Source organism: Phaeobacter sp. JH20_34, from assembly GCF_048056095.1.
Classification (GTDB): Bacteria; Pseudomonadota; Alphaproteobacteria; order Rhodobacterales; family Rhodobacteraceae; genus Phaeobacter; species Phaeobacter bryozoorum.
The window spans coordinates 345184-367982 of sequence record NZ_JAYMWT010000004.1 but is presented as its reverse complement, the minus strand read 5'-3'; the positions used below and the strand labels follow the sequence as shown (position 1 = coordinate 367982).

20 protein-coding genes are annotated in these 22799 nt (G+C 63.3%); 9 read left to right on the top strand and 11 right to left on the bottom strand.

Annotated elements, in window-relative coordinates; translation table 11 throughout:
- The first annotated feature begins 112 nt into the window (after positions 1-112).
- The 5 genes from parE (at position 113) to VWZ81_RS03345 (ending at position 7226) form a co-directional block, all read left to right on the top strand.
- Positions 113-2071: a DNA topoisomerase IV subunit B gene (parE, locus tag VWZ81_RS03365; protein WP_340546015.1), complete on the top strand. Its 1959-nt coding sequence runs from the start codon at positions 113-115 to the stop codon at positions 2069-2071.
- A 10-nt stretch (positions 2072-2081) separates the two neighbouring features.
- On the top strand, positions 2082-2843 hold the full coding sequence (locus VWZ81_RS03360) for a hypothetical protein (protein ID WP_260098779.1): 762 nt from the start codon (positions 2082-2084) through the stop codon (positions 2841-2843).
- 713 nt (positions 2844-3556) lie between these two features.
- Positions 3557-4309 (top strand): hypothetical protein, encoded by a 753-nt coding sequence (locus VWZ81_RS03355; RefSeq protein ID WP_102849353.1) that lies wholly within the window; start codon positions 3557-3559, stop codon positions 4307-4309.
- Between the two features lie 101 nt (positions 4310-4410).
- On the top strand, positions 4411-6477 hold the full coding sequence (locus VWZ81_RS03350; RefSeq protein ID WP_416542084.1) for a molybdopterin-dependent oxidoreductase: 2067 nt from the start codon (positions 4411-4413) through the stop codon (positions 6475-6477).
- Between the two features lie 62 nt (positions 6478-6539).
- Positions 6540-7226, top strand: coding sequence for a hypothetical protein (locus VWZ81_RS03345; protein ID WP_340546019.1), 687 nt, complete (start codon positions 6540-6542; stop codon positions 7224-7226).
- A 10-nt stretch (positions 7227-7236) separates the two neighbouring features.
- On the opposite strand, the gene VWZ81_RS03340 is transcribed toward VWZ81_RS03345, so the two are convergent.
- The 3 genes from VWZ81_RS03340 to proS all read right to left on the bottom strand — a co-directional run bounded on the left by VWZ81_RS03340 (position 7237) and on the right by proS (position 10820).
- Complete coding sequence (locus VWZ81_RS03340) at positions 7237-7950, bottom strand: ABC transporter ATP-binding protein (protein ID WP_416541393.1); 714 nt, start codon at positions 7948-7950, stop codon at positions 7237-7239.
- The gene (locus tag VWZ81_RS03335) at positions 7943-9235 is read right to left on the bottom strand and encodes a lipoprotein-releasing ABC transporter permease subunit (RefSeq protein ID WP_416542083.1); all 1293 of its coding nucleotides are present in this window, start codon (positions 9233-9235) and stop codon (positions 7943-7945) included. The genes VWZ81_RS03340 and VWZ81_RS03335 overlap by 8 nt, the downstream gene beginning before the upstream one ends.
- A gap of 229 nt (positions 9236-9464) precedes the next feature.
- Complete coding sequence (gene proS, locus VWZ81_RS03330; protein ID WP_416539031.1) at positions 9465-10820, bottom strand: proline--tRNA ligase; 1356 nt, start codon at positions 10818-10820, stop codon at positions 9465-9467.
- A 224-nt stretch (positions 10821-11044) separates the two neighbouring features.
- On the opposite strand from proS, the gene VWZ81_RS03325 reads away from it, so the two are divergent.
- From VWZ81_RS03325 to VWZ81_RS03315, 3 genes are read left to right on the top strand one after another with little or no spacing between them, the layout of a single operon-like run.
- Complete coding sequence (locus VWZ81_RS03325; protein WP_416542082.1) at positions 11045-12112, top strand: AI-2E family transporter; 1068 nt, start codon at positions 11045-11047, stop codon at positions 12110-12112.
- Between the two features lie 9 nt (positions 12113-12121).
- The gene (locus VWZ81_RS03320; protein ID WP_340546024.1) at positions 12122-12892 is read left to right on the top strand and encodes a DnaA ATPase domain-containing protein; all 771 of its coding nucleotides are present in this window, start codon (positions 12122-12124) and stop codon (positions 12890-12892) included.
- 47 nt (positions 12893-12939) lie between these two features.
- On the top strand, positions 12940-14484 hold the full coding sequence (locus VWZ81_RS03315) for a Ppx/GppA family phosphatase (protein ID WP_416542081.1): 1545 nt from the start codon (positions 12940-12942) through the stop codon (positions 14482-14484).
- A 63-nt stretch (positions 14485-14547) separates the two neighbouring features.
- Here the strand turns inward: VWZ81_RS03315 and VWZ81_RS03310 are convergent, their stop codons facing one another.
- From VWZ81_RS03310 to VWZ81_RS03280, 7 genes are all read right to left on the bottom strand, one after another.
- Entirely contained in the window at positions 14548-14988 is a 441-nt protein-coding gene (locus VWZ81_RS03310) for a hypothetical protein (RefSeq protein ID WP_416542080.1), read from the bottom strand.
- A gap of 132 nt (positions 14989-15120) precedes the next feature.
- Complete coding sequence (locus VWZ81_RS03305) at positions 15121-16116, bottom strand: endonuclease/exonuclease/phosphatase family protein (RefSeq protein ID WP_340546027.1); 996 nt, start codon at positions 16114-16116, stop codon at positions 15121-15123.
- Positions 16097-16795, bottom strand: a complete 699-nt coding sequence (locus tag VWZ81_RS03300) for a molecular chaperone DjiA (protein ID WP_340546028.1) — start codon at positions 16793-16795, stop codon at positions 16097-16099. The genes VWZ81_RS03305 and VWZ81_RS03300 overlap by 20 nt, the downstream gene beginning before the upstream one ends.
- 9 nt (positions 16796-16804) lie before the next feature.
- The gene (locus VWZ81_RS03295) at positions 16805-17329 is read right to left on the bottom strand and encodes a GNAT family N-acetyltransferase (protein WP_416542079.1); all 525 of its coding nucleotides are present in this window, start codon (positions 17327-17329) and stop codon (positions 16805-16807) included.
- Positions 17326-17928, bottom strand: a complete 603-nt coding sequence (locus tag VWZ81_RS03290; protein ID WP_416542078.1) for a VOC family protein — start codon at positions 17926-17928, stop codon at positions 17326-17328. Before VWZ81_RS03290 ends, VWZ81_RS03295 begins: the two co-directional genes overlap by 4 nt.
- A 412-nt stretch (positions 17929-18340) precedes the next feature.
- On the bottom strand, positions 18341-20467 hold the full coding sequence (scpA, locus tag VWZ81_RS03285) for a methylmalonyl-CoA mutase (RefSeq protein ID WP_416535118.1): 2127 nt from the start codon (positions 20465-20467) through the stop codon (positions 18341-18343).
- Entirely contained in the window at positions 20430-21365 is a 936-nt protein-coding gene (locus VWZ81_RS03280; protein WP_416535117.1) for a hypothetical protein, read from the bottom strand. The genes scpA and VWZ81_RS03280 overlap by 38 nt, the downstream gene beginning before the upstream one ends.
- A gap of 202 nt (positions 21366-21567) precedes the next feature.
- Here VWZ81_RS03280 and VWZ81_RS03275 point away from each other — a divergent pair, with 202 nt between their 5' ends.
- Positions 21568-22170 (top strand): DUF4174 domain-containing protein, encoded by a 603-nt coding sequence (locus tag VWZ81_RS03275; protein ID WP_416542077.1) that lies wholly within the window; start codon positions 21568-21570, stop codon positions 22168-22170.
- A gap of 97 nt (positions 22171-22267) precedes the next feature.
- Here VWZ81_RS03275 and VWZ81_RS03270 read toward each other — a convergent pair whose 3' ends face one another.
- Positions 22268-22795: a hypothetical protein gene (locus VWZ81_RS03270; RefSeq protein WP_416539038.1), complete on the bottom strand. Its 528-nt coding sequence runs from the start codon at positions 22793-22795 to the stop codon at positions 22268-22270.
- Between the last annotated feature and the right edge of the window lie 4 nt (positions 22796-22799).

Sequence of the window (22799 nt, the reverse complement as noted above, 5' to 3'; positions counted from 1 at the left end):
CGCCGCGCACCCTGCCCTGCCTTATCCACAGCCCCTTGCGTGCCTCTTCCACCCGGCCCCAACACCTGCCATAATGGCGGCCAATCAAAACCAACCAAGAGCAGCCCCGCATATGGCCGACGACCTCCTCAGCACGCCCGCTTCTGAGACCTATGACGCTTCCTCGATCGAGGTTCTGGAAGGCCTCGAACCGGTCCGCCAGCGCCCCGGCATGTATATTGGCGGCACCGACGAGCGCGCGCTGCACCATATGGTCGCCGAGATCCTCGACAACTCCATGGACGAGGCCGTCGCGGGCCACGCCAACCGGATCGAGGTGACGCTGCACGCGGATTTTTCCGTCACCATCTCCGACAATGGCCGTGGCATCCCGATCGACCCGCACCCGAAGTTCCCGGACAAATCGGCACTTGAGGTGATCCTCTGCACCCTGCACGCAGGCGGCAAATTCTCCGGCAAGGCCTATCAGACCTCGGGCGGTCTGCACGGCGTCGGCTCCTCCGTGGTGAACGCGCTGTCGGATTCCATGGTCGTGCAAGTGGCCAAGAACAAGGAACTCTTCGAACAGCGCTTCTCCCGCGGCCTCCCCCAGGGTCCGGTGGAAAAAATCGGCGCCGCCCCCAACAAGCGCGGCACCTTCGTCACCTTCCACGCCGATGAACAGATCTTCGGCTCCCACCGGTTCAAGCCCAAGCGCCTGTTTACCCTCGTGCGCTCCAAGGCCTATCTGTTCTCCGGCGTCGAAATCCGCTGGAAATCGGAAATTGACGACAATGAGACCCCGACCGAGGCCACCTTCCACTTCCCTGGCGGCCTCAAGGACTACCTGACAGAGGTGCTCGGCAAATCCTCCGTCTACGCCGACCAGCCCTTTGCCGGTAAGGTTGAGTTTCGCGAGAAATTCAACGCGCCGGGATACGTGGAATGGGCGATCAACTGGACGCCGTCCCGCGACGGCTTCACCCAGTCCTACTGTAACACCGTCCCCACACCCGAGGGCGGCACCCATGTGGCGGGCTTCTGGGCCGCAATCCTAAAAGGCATCAAGGCCTACGGCGAGCTGGTCAGCAACAAGAAGGCCGGCAATATCACCCGCGACGACCTGATGGCGGGCGGCTGCGCGCTGGTCTCCTGTTTCATCGCCGATCCCGCCTTTGTCGGCCAGACCAAGGACCGCCTCTCGACCGAGGCTGCCGCCAAGATGGTGGAAAACTCGGTCCGCGATCATTTCGACAACTGGCTGGCGGCTGACACCAAATCGGCCGGCGCCATCCTCGACTTTCTTGTGCTGCGGGCTGAGGAACGCCTGCGCCGCAAGCAGGAGAAAGAGACCCAGCGCAAATCCGCCACCAAGAAACTGCGCCTGCCCGGCAAGCTGACCGACTGCACCTCCAAGGACCGCGCCGGCACCGAACTGTTCATTGTCGAGGGCGACTCCGCGGGCGGCTCCGGCAAGGGCGCGCGCAACCGGGTCAATCAGGCGCTCTTGCCCCTGAAGGGCAAGATCCTGAACGTGCTGGGCGCGGCCTCCAACAAACTCGGCTCCAATCAGGAGATCAACGACCTCTGCGAGGCGCTTGGCGTCGGCCTTGGCACCAAATTCAACCTCGACGATCTGCGCTATGACAAGATCATCATCATGACCGACGCGGACGTCGACGGCGCCCATATCGCCTCGCTGCTGATGACCTTCTTCTTCACCCAGATGCGCCCGCTCATTGACGGCGGCCACCTCTATCTCGCCTGCCCGCCGCTGTTCCGCCTGACCCAGGGTGCGCGCCGCGTCTACTGCCTCGATGAGGCCGAGCGCGACAAATGGCTGGAAAAGGGTCTGGGCGGCAAGGGCAAAATCGACGTCTCCCGCTTCAAGGGTCTTGGCGAAATGGACGCCAAGGATTTGAAAGAGACCACGATGGACCCCAAGACCCGCAAGCTGATCCGTGTGACCATCGACGAAGACGAGCCCGGCGAAACCGGCGACCTGGTCGAGCGCCTGATGGGCAAGAAACCCGAGCTTCGTTTCCAGTATATCCAGGAAAACGCGAAGTTCGTGGAGGAGCTGGATGTTTGAGGGAGCTTAAATGAAAGTATCAATCTTTGGCATGGTTCTTCACGAGTATCGTGGAGTACTAAGATCAAATGTGAAAAATGATGATGATCTCTCCAAAATATACGAAAACATTAACAAGCTGTGCCGCTCCAAATTATCTGAAATATCAAAACAGTCGCTCATCTTCCTAACCATTTCAATTGCAATTCATACATTAAGTGGCTCAGGAACACTCATCATTAAAACAAGCCTCATTCAAATATCTGTTCCTGAAGTGTATGTTTTGTTTGGAGCCTCTTTACTTTGGTCTAGTCTGTCTCTCAATGTACTGACCCTCATTCAGCTTATGGCCCAGGTAGTCGAAACTCAGAATTTCAGAGGTCGCACTCCAAAGTACCATAGCGCGTTACTGAATATACGGGGGCTAGAAGGCGCTGATTTACTGAGTGCTGCCCGGCCAAACCACATTGCCATTCAACCCTTTTGGGTCGTCAAAACCGCAAATCTCCTATTATTTTCAATTTTTGCGACAGTAGTGTTTCCCTTGTTCGGTGCGGGGTACTTTGTGACCTCCCAACTTCTCCACTCTCTATTTGGGGATACGGACGTGTTCCTCGCCAAACCTTTAGCTTTCTCCGGTCTTGCGTCAATATTTTGCTCTACAGTCTATTGGCCGGCCTACTTCCTGAGCTTTAGTGTCAGGAAAGACAAAGGCTTCATTCGTTGGCTTTTCTTACGAGGGCTTTCAAAGTCTATCCATCCGCAAACTAAGCGATGGCTCTCTGAAAAATAGCAATTACTTGGTGTGAGCAGTGCGACCTGTTTGCGGCCTGCAAATCGTTGAAACAAATGTTTGTGCACAGAGGATAGCGGTGCCCAAGCTCTACCTCCTAACCTCTGTCTCCATAATACAAGGCCCGCACCTGACCTTGGGGAGGCGTGAAGCGCCTCTGGCATGACGGGAAGGTCAGGCGCGGGCCGTGCCGCTGCGCGTCACGTCCCAAGGGGCACACCGCCCCCGTCACTTTCCAAGGCACCAGCATCCGCGAAGGGCTCCGCCCGTCCGACCCTCAAACGTTCCCCCTCACCGCCCCGTTGCGCACCCACCGCACGCCGCCCCCACCTTCGCTTAAACCCGATCTGCCAGACTGATCCGGTCGCGACATCCGGGGCGGACTGACACCCCGCCTCACCACCTGGAGATCGGACGCTACGGCCACCAACCGGGGCGGTTCGCAGATATCTCGCGAAGATGGGCAACCCCATCCTACCCTCCGCCTTTGGCCCCAGTGGACACATTGGGCCCTTGGCGGCGCCGCCTGCTCTTTGCTGCCCGCAGCACTGACCCGCTCCCGACAACGCGGGTGACATCACAATCAGGACATCCCCCACCGCGCCTCTGGGCATCACCGGCCGCGCGGTGATAGCGCTTGCCTGCAAGGCGCTGGTCTTTCTACACTTCCCCAGAGCCAGCCCACCCCGGACCCACCCGCAGGAGCCGCCGCCATGATGACCATTGCCGACAATCAGCTGCTGCTGATCCTCCTGTGTTTCGGCGCGGGCAGCCTCGGCACCGCGCTGCTGTTTCGCCACCCTGCAGGACACCGCGTCTGGCGGCTGGCGGATCTGGGCTGGGTGGTGCTGGGCGGTATCGGCGCGCTGGTTGCTGTGCTGGCGGGCATCTACAAGGCCGACACCGGGCGACTGGAACGGCAGATCGACATCGCCTATGCCGCCACAGCCTCTTTTGACCGCGACGCCGCGCGCTTTCGCCTGCGGTTTTGCGATCCGGCCTATGACAGCGATATCGCAACCCTATGTGATAAGATCGAGTTTCTCTCCGCCTCCACCGCGGGCAATGCCGAACTGCCGCTGTTCATCGCTGTGACTGATCAGGTGACCCCGCTGCAGGGGCTGCAGCTGATCTTTGGCCGCGCCGAGAACACCAGCGAGATGATGGAGATGGCCGCCAAAGCGGATGCGTTCGATCCCGCCGCCTTCACCGTTTTTACCGCGCTGGATGCCCCGACCGAAGCCGCCGTCGACAGCCTGCGCCGCAAGGTTCCGACCATTGCAGGCGATTTTCTGATCCTGGCCCGCGCCTATGATGCGCTGATTGAACAGATCACCCAGCTCAAGAGCGAATGGGAATATCTTCAGGACAACGCTCATATTCTGGTGTTGCAGATCCTCGCGCTCTGCATGGTGGCCTTTGCCGCGCCGTTCCGGCTGGGCAAATCTGTGGTGGATCTGCGCTAGGTCCTGGCCTTATCAAAACTCACCGAACTGGCCATTTCGACAAGGTCACATTCCAGGCTAGGCTGACCGCGACAGACCCTTTCAGATTTGCGAGCCCAGCCATGCGCGACAACGCCCCTGCCGATAGCCCGACCACCCAGTTGCCCAGCGTCTGCCCGCTGGATTGCCCCGACACCTGCAGCCTCAGCGTCAGTGTCACGGATGGCGAGATCACGGCGGTGCGCGGATCACACGCCAATCCGCTGACCGACGCGGTGATCTGCAACAAGGTGGCGCGCAGTTTTGCAGGCTTCGTGCATGGTCCCAACCGGCTGACCCAGCCGCTGCGCCGCAGCGGCCCGCGCGGCAGCGGCAGCTATGAGCCGATCAGCTGGGAGCAGGCGCTGGACCTGATCCACGCCGGGTTCATGCGCGCAATCACCGCCCACGGCGCGCAATCGGTGCTGCCCTTCAACTACGCAGGCCCCCACGGCGAGCTGGCCGGCGGGTCGATGGACCGGCGATTTTTCTACCACATGGGCGCAACCCGGCTGAACCGGGGGCCGCTCTGCGGCGGGGTGCGCGGTGGCGCCTATGAGAGCCTGTTCGGCCCCGCTCCCGGCATGCCGCCACAGCAGCTGCTGCATTCGGATCTGGTGCTGGTCTGGGGCAATAACATTACGGTTTCCAACCTGCATATGGCGCCGCTGCTGAAACAGGCCCGCACCAAGGGCGCACGGCTGGTGGTGATCGACCCCAAACGCACCAAGATTGCCGAACACTGCGACCTGCATCTGCAACCGGTGCCGGGCACCGATGTGGTGCTGGCAATGGCGCTGGCGGCTGAGCTGGAGCGGCGCGGCGCGCTGGACCATGAGTTTATCGGCCAATGGACCACCGGATCAGAACCATACCTGAAGGCCGCGCGCAGCTATACCCCCGATCAGGTGGCCGAGGTCTGCGGCATCCCGCTGGCGCAGTTCCACCAGCTGGCGGATTGGATCGCACAGGCCCGCTGCATGTCCACCTCGCTTGGCAACGGGATCGAACGCGGACGCTCCGGCGGCTCCGGCCTGCGTGCGGCCATGGCGCTCCAGGCGCTGACCGGCCATCACGGGCGGCTGGGTGCCGGGGTGCTGGCCAAACCCGGCCTTGCGGCTCCAAAGACTCCAGACCGCTTGCAGGCCAGTCACCTGATTGATCCAGACACCCGTATCTTCAACATCGTCGATGTGGCGCGCAAACTGTTGGACCAGAACATGCGCATCCCGGTGAAGGCGGTGATGATCTACAATCACAACCCGGTCGCCACCCACCCCGATCAGGCCCGCCTGATCCAAGCGCTCAGTCAGGAGGATATCTTTATCGCGGGCTGCGATGTGGCGATGACCGATTCCATGCGGATGTGCGATGTGATCCTGCCCGCCGCCAGCCATTTCGAATATGACGATGTCTATGGTGCTTACGGCCAGAACTTCATCCAGCGTGCCGCCCCGGTCATTCCGCTGGTGGGCGACAGCCTGCCCAATACCGAGATTTTCCGCCGTCTGGCCGCGCGGTTCGGCTATGATGACCCGCTGTTTCAGGCCAGCGATGCCGAGCTGATGGATCAGGCGCTGGACGGCAATCATCCACAGCTTCAGGGCCACCGCCCCAGTGAAATCCCCCTCGACCGGGCGCTGGAAATCACCGCCGCCGAGGGCGCCGCACCGATCCTTTGTGATACAATTGCGCCGGCCACCGCCTCGGGCAAGATTGAGCTGTTCAGCGAGGACTACGAGACCCGCTACGGCTTTGGCGTGCCGCGCTATGATCCGGTGCCGCGCAGCGCCCCCTTTGTGCTGATCACGCCGTCTTCGGCAAAACGCACCAACGCCACCTTTGGCGATCAGCCACCCTCAGATGGGGCCGAACTGGTCGAAATGCACCCAAAGGATGCCGCCAGCCGTGAGCTGACCGATGGCGATCTGCTAGAGGTCTTCAACGATCGGGCCACCGTCACCCTGCGGCTGAAAATCAGCGATGCCACCCGACCCGGCGTGCTCTACAGCCCCAAGGGCACCTGGCGCGCCAGCAGCGCCACGGGTCTGACCGTGAACGCGCTGATCCCCGCCGATATCCGCACCGATACCGAGGATGGCGCCTGCTATAACGAGACCTTCGTGGACCTGCGCCGCGCTGCCAGCTGACCACGCGACAAAGCTCGCAAAACCAGTTCCCACCCAGGCGCAACTTGTCCTAGGGTGGGTCCATGATCGCGCGGTTCTGTCTTGTCCTGGGGTGTCTTGCCCTGCTGTCCTGCGGGCGTCCGCTGTCCGAAGGCGAACAGCAGTTCCTCAGCCGTATTCACGGGCCCGAACTGGATATGAGCCGCCTGCGCATCGTCAAGGGCGCGCCGCTCTCGCAGGTCACATTTCGCCGCAAGCCACGCCCCCGCGTGACCTGCCGCGAACGCATCCTGCCGCCCGTAAAAGATGAGATCGTCACCTCTTCCCCCGCCGCACTGGCGCTGTTCAACCGCATCTTCTTCGTGCGCGACTGGTATATCGACGACTACATGCCCGCCTACCCCGAGCGGCTCTATCTGGTGGAGGCGATGCTGCTGGCCCATGAGGCGACCCATGTCTGGCAATGGCAGCAACGCGCCAAGACCGGCTATCACCCGCTGCGCGCCGCTGCCGAACACCGCGCGACGGATGATCCCTATCTGTTTGATCTGAAAGGCGACGACCGCTTCATCGACTTTGCCTATGAACAGCAGGGCGCGATTGTCGAAGAATACGTCTGCTGCCGTGCGCTGGACCCAACCGGCGCGCGCACCAAGCGGCTGCATGGAATGCTGAAGGCGGCGATGCCCGTCTCAGACCTGCCGCAAAGCCGCGAAAGCGATGTCTACCTGCCGTGGAAAGGCGCCGAGCTGGGCGGTATCTGCGCCTGACCGATGCGGCTCAGAGCCCCGGATGGAGCTGCCCGCCGTCCAACCGCACCACCCGGTCCATGCGCTCTGCCAGCTCCAGATTATGGGTGGCAATCAGCGCCGCCATGCCGGTCTCGGCCACCAGCTCCATCAGCACCGCAAAGACCTGATCGGCGGTAGCGGGATCGAGGTTGCCTGTCGGCTCATCCGCCAGAAGCAGACGCGGCCCGTTGGCCAGCGCCCGACAAAACGCCACCCGCTGCTGCTCGCCGCCCGACATCGCCGCAGGGCGATGCCCGGCGCGGTCGCTCAGCCCGACCCGCGCCAGCAGATCCTGCGCCCGCGCCTCTGCCTTGGCCTGGCTGATGCCATTGGCCAGCTGCGGCAACACGATGTTTTCCAGCGCGGTGAACTCCGCCAGCAGATGATGAAACTGGTAGACAAACCCCACATCCTGCCGCCGCACCGCCGTACGCCGCCGCTCGGATTTGCCGGTCAGATCCTGCCCGCCAATCCGCACCGTGCCGCGATCGGGCGTGTCCAGCAGGCCGGCCGTATGCAGCAGGGTGGATTTGCCGGCACCAGAGGGCGCCACCAGCGCCACGATCTCTCCGGGCTTCACCGTCAGATCAATGCCAGTCAGCACATCCACCTGCGTTGGCAGGCCGTGGTTGTAGGATTTGCCGACCTGGCTCAGCTGCAATACGGCAGATTGCGCGCCTGTCTGCGTTTCGGAATTATTCATAGCGCAGCGCCTCCACCGGGTTCATCCGCGCCGCGCGCCGTGCCGGGAAAATGGTGATGACAAAGGACAAGGTCAGCGACAGCGCCACCGCCGACAGCACATCCGCCAGCCGCAGCTCGGCGGGCAGCGCATAGATGCCCCGGATCGCCGGATCCCAGACCCCGCCCCCCATCACATAGTTCACAAAGGAGAAAATCGGATCAATGTAGATCGCGAATAGACAGCCCAGAATGACCCCAAGCACAGTGCCGATCACGCCGGTGCAGGCCCCACAGAGGAAAAACACCCGCATCACCGATCCTTCGCTGAGGCCAATGGTGCGCAGGATGCCAATGTCGCGGCCCTTGTTCTTGACCAGCATGATCAGCCCGGAGACGATATTCATCGTGGCAATCAGCACCAGGATCGACAGGATGATGAACATCACATTGTCTTCGACCTCCAGCGCACGCAGGAAGCCACCCGAGGCATCGCGCCAGGTCCAGACGCCGATGCCCGGGGCAACCTCATCCCCGGCCTGCAACAGCGGCAGCACCAGACGGTCGACGGTTTCGGGATCCTCCACCATCACCTCGATTTCATCGGCAAAGCCTTCGCGGTTGAAATAGCTCTGCGCCTCGGCAAAAGGCATGTAAAGCCGGGTCCGGTCGATGTCATAGCGCCCGGCGGTGAAGATATAGACCACCTCATAGGCATTGACGCGCGGGCTGGTGCCAAAGGCGGTCTTGACCCCATCGGGGGAAATCAGCTTGATCCGGTCGCCGACGCTCACGCCCAGTTCACGGGCCACGCCAGATCCCAGCGCCACGCCTTCGTCAAACCGCGACAGGTCACCAATCGCCGCCTCGCTCTGGGCAATCCCCGGTAGGCTGGCGATATTGGCCGCAGAGATGCCAAAGACCTCAACCCCGGCGCTGCGCTGGCGTAGGCTTGCCATCACCTGCCCTTTGATCAGCGGCGCGCTGCGGATCACACCCGGCACCGCGGCGGCGGCCTCGGCCAGGGCGTCATACTCTGTCAGCTTGCGGTCCAGCTGGCCCTGTTCGGTCACCGTGCCATGTGAATAGAGCGTCACATGCGCATTGGCCCCCAGAATGGTGACGACAAATTCCGAGCGGAACCCGGTGCGCACTGCCAATGTGGCGATCAGTGCAAACACCGCCAGCGCAATGCCGATGAGGCTGATCCAGGTCATCACACTGACGCCCCCTTCGGCCCGGCGCGCCCGCAGATAACGCCAGGCGATCAGCCATTCAAAACGGGAAAAAGGGAGTGGTGTGGCCATAATGATCCTGCCGGGCAAAGTTCAGCGCAACCTGTGCTGCCCACGGCCCGAGGTCAAGATCTGGTTTCCGCCCCGGCAGCATTCCCCGGCGATGACACCAATCCACCGCCATCGGCCGGGCGCTGGGTTTTTTGGCAAAATTCCTGGCCCAGACGCAAACGGTCCGCACCAATGGGGCGCGGACCGTGCTGATCGTTCCATAAGGGCATGTCGCGGGCTATGCGCCGCTTCAGAAGCCCCGGCCGGTCTGGTGGTTGGCATAGATCTCCACGATCTTCTGCACTGCCGCCTCGGGCGAGAGTTCCTCGCTTTCGCCGCTGCGGCGCGACGTGAGTTCGACCACGCCGTTCTTCAGACCACGCGGGCCGACGGTGATGCGCCAGGGCAGACCGATCAGGTCCATGGTGGCGAATTTACCGCCTGCGCGTTCCTTGCGATCATCATAAAGCGGCTCCAGCCCGACAGCTGTCAGCGCGTCATAAAGGCTCTCACAGGCGGCGTCGGCTTCTTCGTCGCCCTGTTTGAGGTTCACGATCCCGCAGTGGAACGGCGTCACCCCTTCGGGCCAGATGATGCCCTTTTCGTCGTGGCTGGCCTCAATGATGGCGCCAAGGAGACGCGAAACGCCGATCCCGTGCGAGCCCATATGGACCGGCGACTGCTTGCCATCGGGGCCTTGCACATTGGCACCCATCGCTTCGGAATATTTGGTACCAAAGTAGAAGATCTGGCCAACCTCGATCCCGCGCGCCACCCGGCGACGGTCTTCCGGCACCTCGTTAAACAGCGCCTCGTCATGGGTTTCATCGGTGCGGGCATATTTCGAGGTAAACTCCTCCAGCACACCCTGACACTGCTCGACGCTGTCGTAATCAATTTCGCGATCGCCAAAGGTCAGATCGGTGACTGCGCTGTCATAGAACACCTCGCTCTCGCCGGTCTCGGCCAGAACCAGGAATTCATGGGTATAATCGCCGCCAATCGGCCCGCCATCGGCGCGCATCGGGATCGCCTGAAGCCCCATACGCTCGTAGCTGCGCAGATAGCTGACCAGATGACGGTTATAGGCGTGCAGCGCGTCCTCTTTGGTCAGGTCGAAGTTATAGCCGTCCTTCATGTAGAATTCGCGGCCCCGCATGACACCGAACCGCGGGCGGATCTCGTCGCGGAATTTCCACTGGATGTGGTAGAGCGTCAGCGGCAGATCCTTGTAGCTGCCGACATGGCTGCGGAAGATATCGGTGATCAGCTCTTCGTTGGTGGGACCATAGAGCATGTCGCGGCCATGGCGATCGGAGATCCGCAGCATTTCCTGACCATAGTCATCATAGCGCCCCGATTCCTTCCACAGATCCGCCGATTGCAGCGTCGGCATCAGCATCGGGATATGACCCGCGCGCATCTGCTCTTCATGGACGATGGTTTCGATCTTCTTCAGCACCTTGAAGCCCAAGGGCAGCCAGGAATAGATCCCGGCAGAGGACTGCTTGATCATGCCGGCGCGCAGCATGTAGCGGTGGCTGACGATCTGGGCTTCGGAGGGGGTCTCCTTCAGCACGGGAAGAAAATAGCGGGACAGGCGCATGGCGGTCTCATTTATCAATCTGGGTTCGCAAGCGGTCTAAGCCATCGACGCGCCTCAGGCAATCGTGCTTTGCGTTTCGGCACGTGGCTGACCGGGCGGATGACCTGACCGCCCCCCCTGCGGGAACCGGTGGCGGGTCATTGGGGTTGCATCGACGGGGCGCATGGGCGAAGACTTCTGCCCAAACAGGCCCCTAGGATCAGGCTGAGAGCAGGACGCAACACATGGCACTTCCGGCACAGAAGCAATTGAAATACTGGGGCATTGCCGCTGTCGCCTTTGCGGTGACCATGTGGGCACTGGGCGATGTCCTGCTGCCGTTTGTCCTGGGCGCCGCGATTGCCTATCTCCTTGATCCGATTGCTGACCGGCTGGAAGCGGCGGGGCTCAGCCGCACGGCGGCCACCGCAACCATCACCGTTGCGGCGGTGCTGCTGTTCGTGGTGCTGCTGCTGGTGGTGGTGCCGACGCTGATCTACCAGATGATCGACCTCGCGCAGGTGCTGCCGGAGGCCTTCAAGAACCTGCGCGACTTTGCCCAGAAACAGGCCCCGTCCCTGTTTGACGAGGGCAGCCGTGCCCAGCAGACCATCGTGTCCATTGCCCAGACCCTGCAAAGCAAGGCGATCAGCGTGCTGGAGGGCGTTGTCGGCTCCGCGGTTTCGCTGGTCAACGTCATGGTGCTGTTTGTGATTGTTCCGGTGGTCGCGGTCTATTTTCTGGTCGATTGGGATCGCATGGTTGCGCGGATCGACGAGCTGCTGCCGCGCGATCACGCCCCCACCATCCGCGAGCTGGCCGCGCGCATCGACAAGGTGCTGGCCTCCTTTATCCGCGGCATGGGGACGGTCTGCCTGATTCTCGGCACCTATTACGCGGTGGCGCTGATGCTGGTGGGGCTGAACTTCGGTCTTGCGGTGGGGTTCATCGCCGGTCTGGTCACATTCATCCCCTATCTCGGCGCGCTGATCGGCGGCGCGCTGGCCATCGGGCTGGCGCTGTTCCAGTTCTGGGGCGACTGGTGGTCGATCGGCATGGTCGCAGGCATTTTCGTGATCGGTCAGGTGGTTGAGGGCAATCTGCTCACCCCCAAGCTGGTCGGCAATTCGGTTGGGCTTCATCCGGTCTGGCTGCTGCTGGCGCTGTCGGTCTTTGGCGCGCTGTTCGGCTTTGTCGGCATGTTGATCGCGGTGCCGGTTGCCGCCGCACTCGGGGTGATTGCGCGGTTCCTGGTTGAGCGTTATCTGGACAGTCGCCTCTACCAGGGCAAAGCCTTTCACGACGCGGACTGAACCTGACCCATGGCACAACAGCTGAGCTTTGACCTCCCGGCGAAACCGGCGCTTGGACGGGACGATTTCTTTGTCGCGCCCTCCAATGCGATGGCGGTGGCGATGCTGGATCCCGCCTTTGCCTGGCCCGGCGGCAAGCTGGTGCTGAGCGGGCCGAAACGCTCCGGCAAGACCCATCTGGTGCATGTCTGGGCCAGCAACTCCGGCGCGCGCATCCTGCCCGCCTGGCAGCTGACCAAGGCGGATGTGCCGCATCTGGCTGACGGCCCGATCGCCATCGAGGACGTGCCGGATATTGCCGATAACGCCGAGGCGCAGGATGCCCTGTTTCACCTGCACAATCTGGTTCTGGCCAATGGCCATGCGCTGATGCTGACCGGGCGGGCCGCACCGCATCTGTGGGCGATGTCGCTGCCCGATCTGCAAAGCAGGGTCGAAGGCGCGACCCATGCCCAGCTACAACCGCCGGATGACGCGCTGCTGTCGGTGGTGCTGGCAAAACTGTTCAACGACCGGCAGATCACCCCGAAACCCGATGTGATCCCCTATCTGGTGGCGCATATGGACCGCTCCTTTGCCGCGGCCTCGCAGATCGTCGAGGAGCTGGACCGCCTGTCCCTCGCCGAAGGGCGGATGGTGTCGCGGGTGCTGGCGGTCGAGCTGATGTCGGACCGCCCTGCCCGAACCGCGCGCAGCCCGTCGCGGCCTGCGGAGAAACCAGCCGCCACCGCATCAGCCGATGCCGCAGACAGGTCCGGCGCTGCCGCAGCCTGCGATTGACCCGGCTTTGCCGATCCCCCATCCTGACGACACGTAACGGAGCCAACATGCACGTGACACCGGAGCCTGCCACCGCCGATTGGGGGCCTTTTGGCCGACCCTTGTTTGACGATCCGGGCGCCCGCGCCCTGTCACGGGTGGGCGTGGTGGACGTCGGCTCCAACTCGGTGCGGATGGTGATCTTTGACGGGGCCGCCCGTAGCCCCGCCTATTTCTATAACGAAAAAATCATGTGTGCCCTGGGCGCTGGCCTGTCGGAGACCGGTCGGCTGAACCCGGAGGGGCGCATCCGCGCCCTGTCGGCGCTGCGCCGGTTCCAGCATCTGGCCGCAGGCATGGACATGCCGCCGCTGTCGGTGGTGGCCACTGCGGCGGTGCGCGATGCCAGCGACGGGCAGGATTTCTGCGACGAGGTGCTGCGCGAAACCGGGCTGAAGATCTGGGTCATCGACGGTCAGGAAGAGGCGCGCCTGTCTGCGCAGGGCGTGCTGCTGGGCTGGCCCGGATCCTATGGTCTGGTCTGCGATATCGGTGGCTCCTCCATGGAGCTGGCAGAAATCCATGACGGTGAGGTCGGCAAACGGGTGACCTCCTCACTCGGCCCGCTGAAACTGCGCGACGTTGCGGGAGGCAGGCGTGGCCGCAAGGCGCATATCACCGAGGTGATGGAGGGCCTGCGCAGCGAGATGGGCCAGCAGAACGACCGGCTGTTTCTGGTCGGCGGCAGCTGGCGGGCGATTGCCCGGATCGACATGGCGCGGCGCGGCTACCCGCTGCGGGTCCTGCATGAATACCGCATGAGCGCCCAATCCGTGCGCGAGACCCTGCGCTATATCGAGACCCAGGACCTGGAAGAGCTGCGCGCCGAATGCGGTGTTTCCAGCGCCCGGATGTCGCTGGTGCCCTATGCCGCCGATGTGCTGTCGCGGCTGGTCAAGACCTTTCGGCCCAAGGATATCGCCGTCTCCAGCTATGGCATCCGCGAGGGGCTGCTCTATGAGCAGATGCCCCAGCGCCTGCGCGACCGCGATCCGCTGATCGAAGCCAGCCGCTTTGCCGAGCAGAAGGATGCCCGCATCCCCGGTTTTGGCCGCACGCTGTATGAATTCGTCTCGCCGCTGTTCAGATCCTCCGACCATGCCAAGACCCGGCTGGTGAAAGCCGCCTGCCTGCTGCATGACGTCAGCTGGCGCGCCCATCCCGACTATCGCGCCGAGGTCTGTTTCGACAACGCCACCCGGGCCAATCTGGGCGGGCTGAAACACTCCGAACGGATCTTTCTCGGCCTTGCGCTGCTGCACCGCTATCGCAACAAGCGGCAGGGGACGGCGTTTGAATATCTCTATGATCTTCTGGACGAGCGCGGCAAGAAAGAGGCCGAGATCCTGGGCAAGGCGATGCGGTTCGGCGCCATGCTGATGGTCAGCAAGGATGGCAACATCGGCAAGCTGGTCTGGCAACCGCGCAAGAAACACCTGCTGCTGGAACTGCCGGCCGAGGCGGAGCCGCTGTTTGGCGAGGTTGCCGAAGCACGGCTAAGTTCCCTTGCCCGGTCGCTGGAGGCAGAGGTACGGGTGAAGATCCGCAAGTAACCGCTGGCCTGCCCCGCATCGGGTCAGACCCTCCCTTGCCGCTCTGGGCCGATCCTCAGCGCGTCACAGGTCGGTTGTGCCTTCGGGCAGATCGGTGTCCGGGCTGGCCTGCGGGGATCCACCCGGCGGCACGTCTGGAGCGTCCTGCAGCTTGCGGCGAATGATGATATCGCCATTGGGCAGGATTTCGGGACGTTCATAAACGCTCCAGTCCTCGACCTTGCCCGCGATCTCGGCCAGTGCAGGCCCCATCTCCGACAGGAACCCTTGCAGGCTTGGCCCGAATTCATCCGCCAGCGCCTGAAGATCGTCAAGCGCGGGCGCCATTTCCTGACGCAGCCCCTCCCAGAACAGCTCTGCCCCGCGCTGCATCAGGCTGCTGCCTTCGTCCTCTGGCGCGGGTGCGGTTTCGGCAGCCACCGGCGCTGTCAGCGGCAGCACCAGCAGCCCCGCAAGCGCAAGGCCGCGCATCGACTGAGGCGTCATTCGGAACCTAGGCATCATGTCATTGCCCCCTTTAGGGTTGGACGGGATTGCTTGCCGTCAATATAGGCGAAACACGTCAGGATTGAAGTGGCAACCACCACCGGCGGCGTCGCGCAGCCCCCGGTGCCGCCGGTGAACCTTTGAGGGCCTTCACCCAAGATCGAGATCAAGGCTGACCGGAAAGTGATCGGAGGCCGCCAGCAGCGCCTCGCGCAGATCGACATCCTCATAACAGGCGGCATCCTCGAACGGGTGCCAGATCCGCCAGCTCTGCGCCGATTGGCGCAGCCCGGAAGAGACCATGACATAATCCAGCAAGGCACTGAAATAGCGTTTGTTTGCCTTGTCATAAAAGCGTGCCGTGCTGGGCATCACCCGCAGCCGGGGTTGCAGCAGGCTCTGGGCGTTCGGATCATAGAGATCGCTCTCCATCACAATCTCGACCGAGGAGCGATTGAACAGCTGCTCATAGTCGTCAAGCCCCGGCCCGTCGTTGAGATCGCCCATCACGATGACATCCCGCCCCTCGGCCAGAAGCTGCTCAACCCGGCGGCGCAGCCAGATCGCCTGTGCCAGCTGTTTGCGCCGGTTGGCAATCGACAGGCTGACCGCGTGCCCTTCGGAGCGCGCGCCATGGGGCGCTTTCGATTTCAGATGCGCGCCAATCAGCGCCACCTCGCGCCCGCCGTTTGTGGTCAGGGTCAGCTCCAGCGGCGGTTTGGAAAACCGCACCGCATCCTTTTTGGCATCAATATCCAGATCAATGTGAAAAACACCGTCGAAACGCGGTGCCTCGGTGGTTTGCGCCGGTGTATGGGCCACCCGCAGCACCTGCGGATCGTAGAGAAAGGCAATTTCCTGCTGGGTGTCATTGGCAAAACCGATCAGCGCTTCGGTGCTGCGCAGCCCGGCCTCTCGCGCGAAATGTTCCAGCGCACGCACGGTCTGACGGCGACCATTGGTATCCGGGGCCTCGATCACCATGATGCCATCGGCATCGAGGCGTTGAAACACCCGCGCCAGCGCGCGTGTCTGACTGCTGCGATCCACCCCGTAGCGGCCCGAACTGCCAGCGTCCATCAGCAGGCGGTCCCCGGCGTCAAACAGCGAGGAGAACCATTCGACGTTATACGTGACGAGCCGCATGGGCCGCACATCCGTTGATTTCATCCCAGGCGCGGTTGATGTCGATCATCCGCTTTTCCGCCAGCCGCACCGCCTCTTCTGGGACGCCACGGGCCATCATCGCATCCGGGTGGGTCTCTCGCACCAGCTTGCGCCAATGTTTGCGGATCTCCTCGCGCGGCATCTCTGGGGTCACCCCCAGCACCGTGTAGGGATCGCGCGGCGCATCGGCAACAAACCGCGCCCTCAGCGCCATGAACTGCTGCTCGCTCTGACCGAAGATGCGGCTGACCTCGGACAGGAATTCGTTTTCGCCGGGATGATAAAACCCGTCCGCCATGGCGATGTGAAACAGTCCTTCCATCAGATCGCACAGCGTCTGCGGGTCATTGGCAAACATCTTCTGGATCCGCGCGGCATAGTCCTGATAGCCCGCAACATCGGTCCGGGCGAGATCAAACACCCGCGCAGCACCTGCCTCATCCTCCGCCGCGATCTGGAACACCTCGCGAAAGGCGGTGACCTCGTCGCGGGTGACCTGCCCGTCCGCCTTGGCCATTTTGGCACCAAGCGCAATCACCGCGATGGCAAAGGCAACGGTGCGTTCCGGTGGCGCGCGCAGGCTGTCGAAGACATCGCTGAGGCTCTGGCCAGAGGCCAGCGCAGCGAGCGCTTCGGTGATGCGGGTCCAAAGTGACATATGGCCAGCCTAGCCTGCTTTGGCCGGACTGTCAGCGGGGCCAACCCCTTTGGGAGAGAGAATTTTCTGCATCAGCACCAGATCCAGCCACTGGCCCCATTTGTAGCCGACCTCCGGCATCCGTCCGACCTCGACAAATCCCATGGCCGCGTGAAAGCCAAGCCCGCCTGCATTGAGCGCGCTGATGCCTGCGACCAGCACGTGGATGCCGTCGCGGCGCGCGACCTTCTCGATGGCGGCGATCAGCGCCCGGCCGGTGCCCCGGCCACGGGCCGCTTCGGTGAGGTAAATCGCATGTTCAGCGGTGCGGGCATAGCCGGGGCCGCTGCGAAACCCGCCAAGGCTGACATAGCCGAGGATCTGGCCCGCCTCCTCGGCCACCTGCACATAGGCGCCTTTCTCGGCGATCTCATCACTGACCTGTGCGCCGGTCTTTTCCGCCGTGGTGAAGGTGATCAGCGTGTCGCGGATGATCTGATTGGTGATTGCGGCGATTGCCTCTGCATCCGCTGCGGTGGCCGCCCGGACGATCATCGCAGCACCCGGCGCCCGTGGGGCGTGTCGAACTGGGCCTCGAAGGCGGCAGGGCCGCTGTGGATCTCGACCCGCGGATCATCAAACGGCAGCGCCTGCGCCAGTGCTGTGCTGTCCGGGTGCGACAGATGCAGACGGCGCAGGTTGCAGCCCTGCGGGACCAGCGCGGCGGCGGGATGGGGGCTGTGCCATTGCATCAAAGCCGGGAACATATTGTCAAACGGCAGGATGCCATCCTTCGGCACCGCCATCTGCCAGCTGAGATCACCCCGGTGCAGATCGACAATCTCGCCCGCGCCCTCCGGGGCTGCCGCCAGCGCAGCCGTGAGATCGGCGCAGCGGCAGATCCAGTTGGTGATCCGTGCGGGGCCGTGGCGGCGGTCCAGATCGAACCAGCGCGGGCTGCGCTGCGGTGTGGCGGCGGGGTCGATGGCAATGGCCTCGAGATAGAGGCCATCAGCAAGCCCAAGAAGCCGGTTGTGAGTGCCAAAGACCGCATGGCTGCCGCCCGGCTGCATCGGCACGCCGAGGCTCTCCTCCACATGGGCAACCGCCTCTTCCAGTGTCGCGGCCGAAACGGCCAGATGATCGAGTTCCATGACATGCTCCCCGCTGATGGCGGCGAGACTAGCCACCGGCCGCCGGGGTGCAAGGGGGAATGTTGGAACCACGTGCGGGCGCCCCCAACACTGGCGATGTCACGGCAGGTGGCTGCCCAACATCCGGGCACAGATACATCCGGGCACAGATGGGAGGCAGCAGCTCTCCCGCCCGTCGTCGTCGGCGTCACAGACGCCCCCGCTCCCGTTGGACATGGCATCGCGCATCGCGCGATGTCGGCAGCCAGCCGGACAGGCTGGCTGCCGCGCCCAAGGCCGCAAGGGGGGATTTGCCCATCGGGCAAAGGCCCCCGCGGGCGCGGGAGCGCTTATGAGCATGGGCAAGGCGGTCAGGCCGCAGCGCCGCCCTTGCCGGGCCGCAAATGCCGGCGGTCCTGATCAGCCGCGCCGGTTACCCACCCTGGCGGATCAGCTTCAGGATGTCCTGCGCCGCTTCGGGAATATTGGTGCCGGGGCCAAAGATCGCCTTGACGCCATTGTCATAGAGGAACTGGTAATCCTGCTGCGGGATCACCCCGCCACAGATCACGATGATATCCTCGGCGCCCTGCGCCTTCAGCTCCTGCACCAGCTGCGGGGCCAGCGTCTTGTGCCCTGCGGCCTGCGACGAAATCCCGACCACATGGACGTCATTGTCGATGGCGTCCTGCGCGGCCTCTTCCGGGGTCTGGAACAGCGGGCCGACGTCAACGTCAAAGCCGATATCGGCAAAGGCGGTGGCGATCACCTTGGCCCCCCGGTCGTGACCGTCCTGCCCCATCTTGACCACCAGAAGACGCGGGCGACGGCCCTCTGCCTCGGCAAAGTCTTCGATGGATTTCTGAATGGCGGCAAAGCCTTCGTCGCCCTCATAGGCGGCGCCATAGACACCGGCCAGGGTCTTGACCTCGGCGCTGTGACGGCCGAATTCCTTTTCCATTGCCATGGAGATCTCTCCGACTGAGGCCCGCGCGCGGGCGGCTTCGACGGCGGCGGCCAGAAGGTTGCCACCTTCCTTTGCGACGCGGGTCAGATTGTCCAGCGCGGCCTCGCAGGCGGCGCTGTCGCGGCTGGCGCGGATCTGTTCCAGCCGGGCGATCTGGCTGTCGCGCACCTTGACGTTGTCGACATCCAGAATGTCGATCGGATCTTCCTTTTCCTTGCGGTATTTGTTGACCCCGACGATCACCTCTTCGCCCCGGTCGATCATCGCCTGACGACGGGCCGCGCTTTCCTCGATGCGCAGTTTCGGCATGCCGGAGGCCACGGCCTTGGTCATGCCGCCCATCTCCTCGACCTCCTCCATCAGCGCCCAGGCTTTCTCGATCAGCTCATTGGTGAGGCTTTCGACATAGTAGGAGCCAGCCAGCGGATCGACCACATTGGTGACGCCGGTTTCCTCCTGCAGCACCAGCTGGGTGTTGCGGGCGATGCGGGCAGAGAAATCGGTGGGCAGCGCGATGGCCTCGTCCAGCGCGTTGGTGTGCAGCGACTGCGTGCCGCCAAGCACCGCCGACATCGCCTCATAGGCGGTGCGGATCACGTTGTTGTAGGGGTCCTGCTCTTGCAAGGACACGCCCGAGGTCTGGCAATGGGTGCGCAGCATCTTGGAGCGGTCGGATTTGGCGCCAAAGTCCGTCATCACCCGGTGCCAGAGCGTGCGGGCAGCGCGCAATTTGGCGATTTCCATGAAGAAATTCATGCCAATCGCAAAGAAGAAGCTCAGGCGGCCTGCGAATTTGTCAACATCCATGCCTGCCTCAATCGCGGCGCGGACATATTCGCGACCGTCCGCCAGCGTATAGGCCAGCTCCTGCACCAGATTGGCGCCGGCTTCCTGCATGTGATAGCCGGAAATGGAGATGGAATTGAATTTCGGCATCTCGTTCGAGGTATATTCGATGATGTCCGAGATGATCCGCATCGAGGGTTCCGGCGGATAAATATAGGTGTTGCGGACCATGAACTCCTTCAGGATATCGTTCTGAATGGTGCCTGCCAGCAGCGCCTTGTCATGGCCCTGCTCTTCGCCCGCGACGATAAAGCTGGCCAGGATCGGGATCACCGCGCCGTTCATCGTCATCGAGACCGAGACCTGATCCAGCGGGATGCCGTCAAACAGGATTTTCATATCCTCAACGCTGTCGATGGCCACACCGGCCTTGCCGACATCGCCCATCACGCGGGGGTGGTCGCTGTCATAGCCGCGGTGGGTGGCAAGGTCGAAGGCCACCGAAACGCCCTGCTGCCCGGCCGCGAGGTTGCGGCGGTAGAAAGCGTTGGATTCCTCAGCCGTGGAGAAGCCCGCATATTGGCGGATGGTCCAGGGGCGGCCTGCGTACATCGTGGCCTTCACGCCCCGGGTAAAGGGTCCAAAGCCGGGCAGCGTGCCCATATGAGGCAGATCCTTGCTGTCAGCCTCAGTATAAAGCGGTTTTACATCAATGCCTTCCAGCGTATTCCAGGTCAGCGCGTCCAGCGGGCGTCCGCGCAGCTCTTTTTCAGCCAGAGCCCGCCAATCGTCGGTTTTGGTCGTCATCGGAAGTTCCTCTTGTCAGGTCGTATGAGGGCGGGTTCGAGCCCACCGCATGTTTGTCAGGGTCACGCATCAGCTCTGCCAGACCGTCCGCGCCGCCTTGCAGCCACATCAGATCATCGGCGTAGCGCTCGCGCAGCGCTGCGGATTGAATGTCGGAAAACGGGGTCCAGCGGCCCTCGCCGCGCGGCAGGTCGCGGGCGACGGCTGCCGACAGCCGATGCCGCAGAGTCGGCAGCCCGTCGGAGCGGTTGAGCCGATCCGAACAGGTGAACCGCGCCAGCCGCGTCCCGGTCAGCAGCGCCATCTGCACCTCCGGCCGGTCGCCATAGGTTTCATAGGGCAGCACCCGGATGCGGGCATTGGGCATGGCGCAGGCAATATCGGTGATCACATCGCGCCAGCTGCGCGGATGGGCGGCGATCCGCCCCAGCAGCGCGGCCGAGGGCAACGGGTGGCCATTGGTCACCATCCGGGTCAGCAGCGAGGTCCAGAACCGCTCCGGGCTGCGCAGGTTCAGCATCACATCGCGCACCTGCCCGTCAAAGGCGGCATCGAACCGCGCCATACGCACGCCGATGCTGCCATATAGCTGGCTCTGTTGCAGCAGGTCATTGGGACTGCCCATCATATTGGCGTCGCTGATCAGCAGCCGCGTGCTGCCGCTGGCGGCCTCGGTCGCGAGGCGCAGGCGCAGACGACCACGGGCGCGGGTTGCCAGGTCACGGCCTGTTACCGGGGCCGGGCCGGGATGGATGCCGTGGAACAGCCCGTCGCGGGTCTGGGCCGGTCCCCAGACCGCCAGCCCGTCACGGCGCAGCGCCGTTTCATGATGGGCAAGAAAGCCCTGAAAATATCCCGTAGCGCAGCGATGTGCGCCGATGTGCAGCATGATATCCATAGCCGGTCCCGTCCCGTTGGTGGCGCCGCGCGAGGCGGACAGCCCGGTTTGCAGAGGCCGGGAGGATGACATGGGCAGGCTGACAATAGGGTTAACGGCGGCTTTGGCCCCGAAGTGCGGGGTGGATTTTTTTGCCCGGCAAGCCGGATTGCCCATCGCAATTGGCGGGGCGGAGCATATATTCATCGCTACAGGAGAGCCGATGAAACAGTTGTTTGTCTTTGGAAAAACCCGATTTTGGCCCGCAGTCCCAGCTGCGGGCGCCGCCTTGGCGCTGCTGCTGGCGCTGCCCGGCCCGGCCATGGCGCAGGAGCCTGCAACAACCGAGGCCGCAGATGACGCGCGCGGTGAGACCGCAACGATGATGGTCGAAGGCACCGATCCCACCAGCGCCGCGCAGGAGCTGCCGCAGACCGCAGAAAACCTGGCGCAGGATCCGATCACCCAGCTGATCCGCGCCGGTGACAGCGTCGATCTGGACAGTCTCCTGTGGGTATACCGCCCCATCGTGGTCTTTGCCGACAGCCCTGCCGATCCGCGGTTCCACGAGCAGATGGAGCGGCTGACCGACGGCGCCGAGGCGCTGCTGGATCGCGATGTCATCGTGCTGACCGATACCGATCCAAGCGTGACGTCTGCGCTGCGCAAAACACTGCGGCCGCGCGGGTTCATGCTGGTTCTGATCGGCAAGGACGGCGGCGTCAAACTGCGCAAGCCGCAGCCCTGGACCGTGCGCGAGCTGAGCCGGACGATCGACAAATTCCCCGACCGGCTGCGCGAGGTGAAGGAACGGCGCGGCAGCTGAGCCGCCGCCGATGCACCGTGCCCCGCACCCGCGCGATGAAACGCGCCGTGATCCGGGGCCGCGTCCCGCAGCGGCTGGGTGGCAGATCGCAGGCCCATCACACCGCCCCGCCCTGCGCGTAGAACAGACGCCTGTTGGTGCGGTCCACCACCGCCATGAACCGGGCGCGTGGCTCATAGATCAACACCGATGTCGGATCGAGCAGCGCGATCAGATAGGCGCGGCTCACCTCCTCCAACATGCAGTCCTTGCCGACGATCCCGGCGGCAAAGATGCCATTGCCGCGCCCCTGATCCATCGTCATCACCTGAACCGATACCATATTGGGCGACAGTCCGGGCACCTCAAAGGCGACGGGTTTGTCGTCATCGAGATGACGCAGCCCCGCCCGGACCGACCGTGCCTTGGTCAGCAGCGATGAAATCCGGGTGGCCTTGATTTCGAACACGCCTGCGGCGCAGTTGCGGCGGGAGAAGTAATACTGTGTCTCCCCCAGCTGCACCCAGTCGCCGACGGCGGCACGGGCCGCCGCCTCATCTTGCATGGCACAGCCCGCCAGCCCCGAAAGGACCAGCGCCAGACAGGCGACACGCGCCAGTTTGCGATATGGCTGCACCAACATCATCTGG

What these genes read in the sequence shown, in the direction of transcription:
- VWZ81_RS03280 (WP_416535117.1), bottom strand. Translation starts at nt 21,365, where the DNA reads ATGGATATCATGCTGCACATCGGCGCACATCGCTGCGCTACGGGATAT.
- VWZ81_RS03275 (WP_416542077.1), top strand. Translation starts at nt 21,568, where the DNA reads ATGAAACAGTTGTTTGTCTTTGGAAAAACCCGATTTTGGCCCGCAGTC.
- VWZ81_RS03290 (WP_416542078.1), bottom strand. Translation starts at nt 17,928, where the DNA reads ATGGAACTCGATCATCTGGCCGTTTCGGCCGCGACACTGGAAGAGGCG.
- VWZ81_RS03345 (WP_340546019.1), top strand. Translation starts at nt 6,540, where the DNA reads ATGATCGCGCGGTTCTGTCTTGTCCTGGGGTGTCTTGCCCTGCTGTCC.
- VWZ81_RS03300 (WP_340546028.1), bottom strand. Translation starts at nt 16,795, where the DNA reads ATGTCACTTTGGACCCGCATCACCGAAGCGCTCGCTGCGCTGGCCTCT.
- VWZ81_RS03315 (WP_416542081.1), top strand. Translation starts at nt 12,940, where the DNA reads ATGCACGTGACACCGGAGCCTGCCACCGCCGATTGGGGGCCTTTTGGC.
- VWZ81_RS03295 (WP_416542079.1), bottom strand. Translation starts at nt 17,329, where the DNA reads ATGATCGTCCGGGCGGCCACCGCAGCGGATGCAGAGGCAATCGCCGCA.
- VWZ81_RS03335 (WP_416542083.1), bottom strand. Translation starts at nt 9,235, where the DNA reads ATGGCCACACCACTCCCTTTTTCCCGTTTTGAATGGCTGATCGCCTGG.
- proS (WP_416539031.1), bottom strand. Translation starts at nt 10,820, where the DNA reads ATGCGCCTGTCCCGCTATTTTCTTCCCGTGCTGAAGGAGACCCCCTCC.
- VWZ81_RS03325 (WP_416542082.1), top strand. Translation starts at nt 11,045, where the DNA reads ATGGCACTTCCGGCACAGAAGCAATTGAAATACTGGGGCATTGCCGCT.
- VWZ81_RS03320 (WP_340546024.1), top strand. Translation starts at nt 12,122, where the DNA reads ATGGCACAACAGCTGAGCTTTGACCTCCCGGCGAAACCGGCGCTTGGA.
- scpA (WP_416535118.1), bottom strand. Translation starts at nt 20,467, where the DNA reads ATGACGACCAAAACCGACGATTGGCGGGCTCTGGCTGAAAAAGAGCTG.
- VWZ81_RS03355 (WP_102849353.1), top strand. Translation starts at nt 3,557, where the DNA reads ATGATGACCATTGCCGACAATCAGCTGCTGCTGATCCTCCTGTGTTTC.
- VWZ81_RS03310 (WP_416542080.1), bottom strand. Translation starts at nt 14,988, where the DNA reads ATGATGCCTAGGTTCCGAATGACGCCTCAGTCGATGCGCGGCCTTGCG.
- VWZ81_RS03305 (WP_340546027.1), bottom strand. Translation starts at nt 16,116, where the DNA reads ATGCGGCTCGTCACGTATAACGTCGAATGGTTCTCCTCGCTGTTTGAC.
- parE (WP_340546015.1), top strand. Translation starts at nt 113, where the DNA reads ATGGCCGACGACCTCCTCAGCACGCCCGCTTCTGAGACCTATGACGCT.
- VWZ81_RS03270 (WP_416539038.1), bottom strand. Translation starts at nt 22,795, where the DNA reads ATGATGTTGGTGCAGCCATATCGCAAACTGGCGCGTGTCGCCTGTCTG.
- VWZ81_RS03350 (WP_416542084.1), top strand. Translation starts at nt 4,411, where the DNA reads ATGCGCGACAACGCCCCTGCCGATAGCCCGACCACCCAGTTGCCCAGC.
- VWZ81_RS03340 (WP_416541393.1), bottom strand. Translation starts at nt 7,950, where the DNA reads ATGAATAATTCCGAAACGCAGACAGGCGCGCAATCTGCCGTATTGCAG.
- VWZ81_RS03360 (WP_260098779.1), top strand. Translation starts at nt 2,082, where the DNA reads ATGAAAGTATCAATCTTTGGCATGGTTCTTCACGAGTATCGTGGAGTA.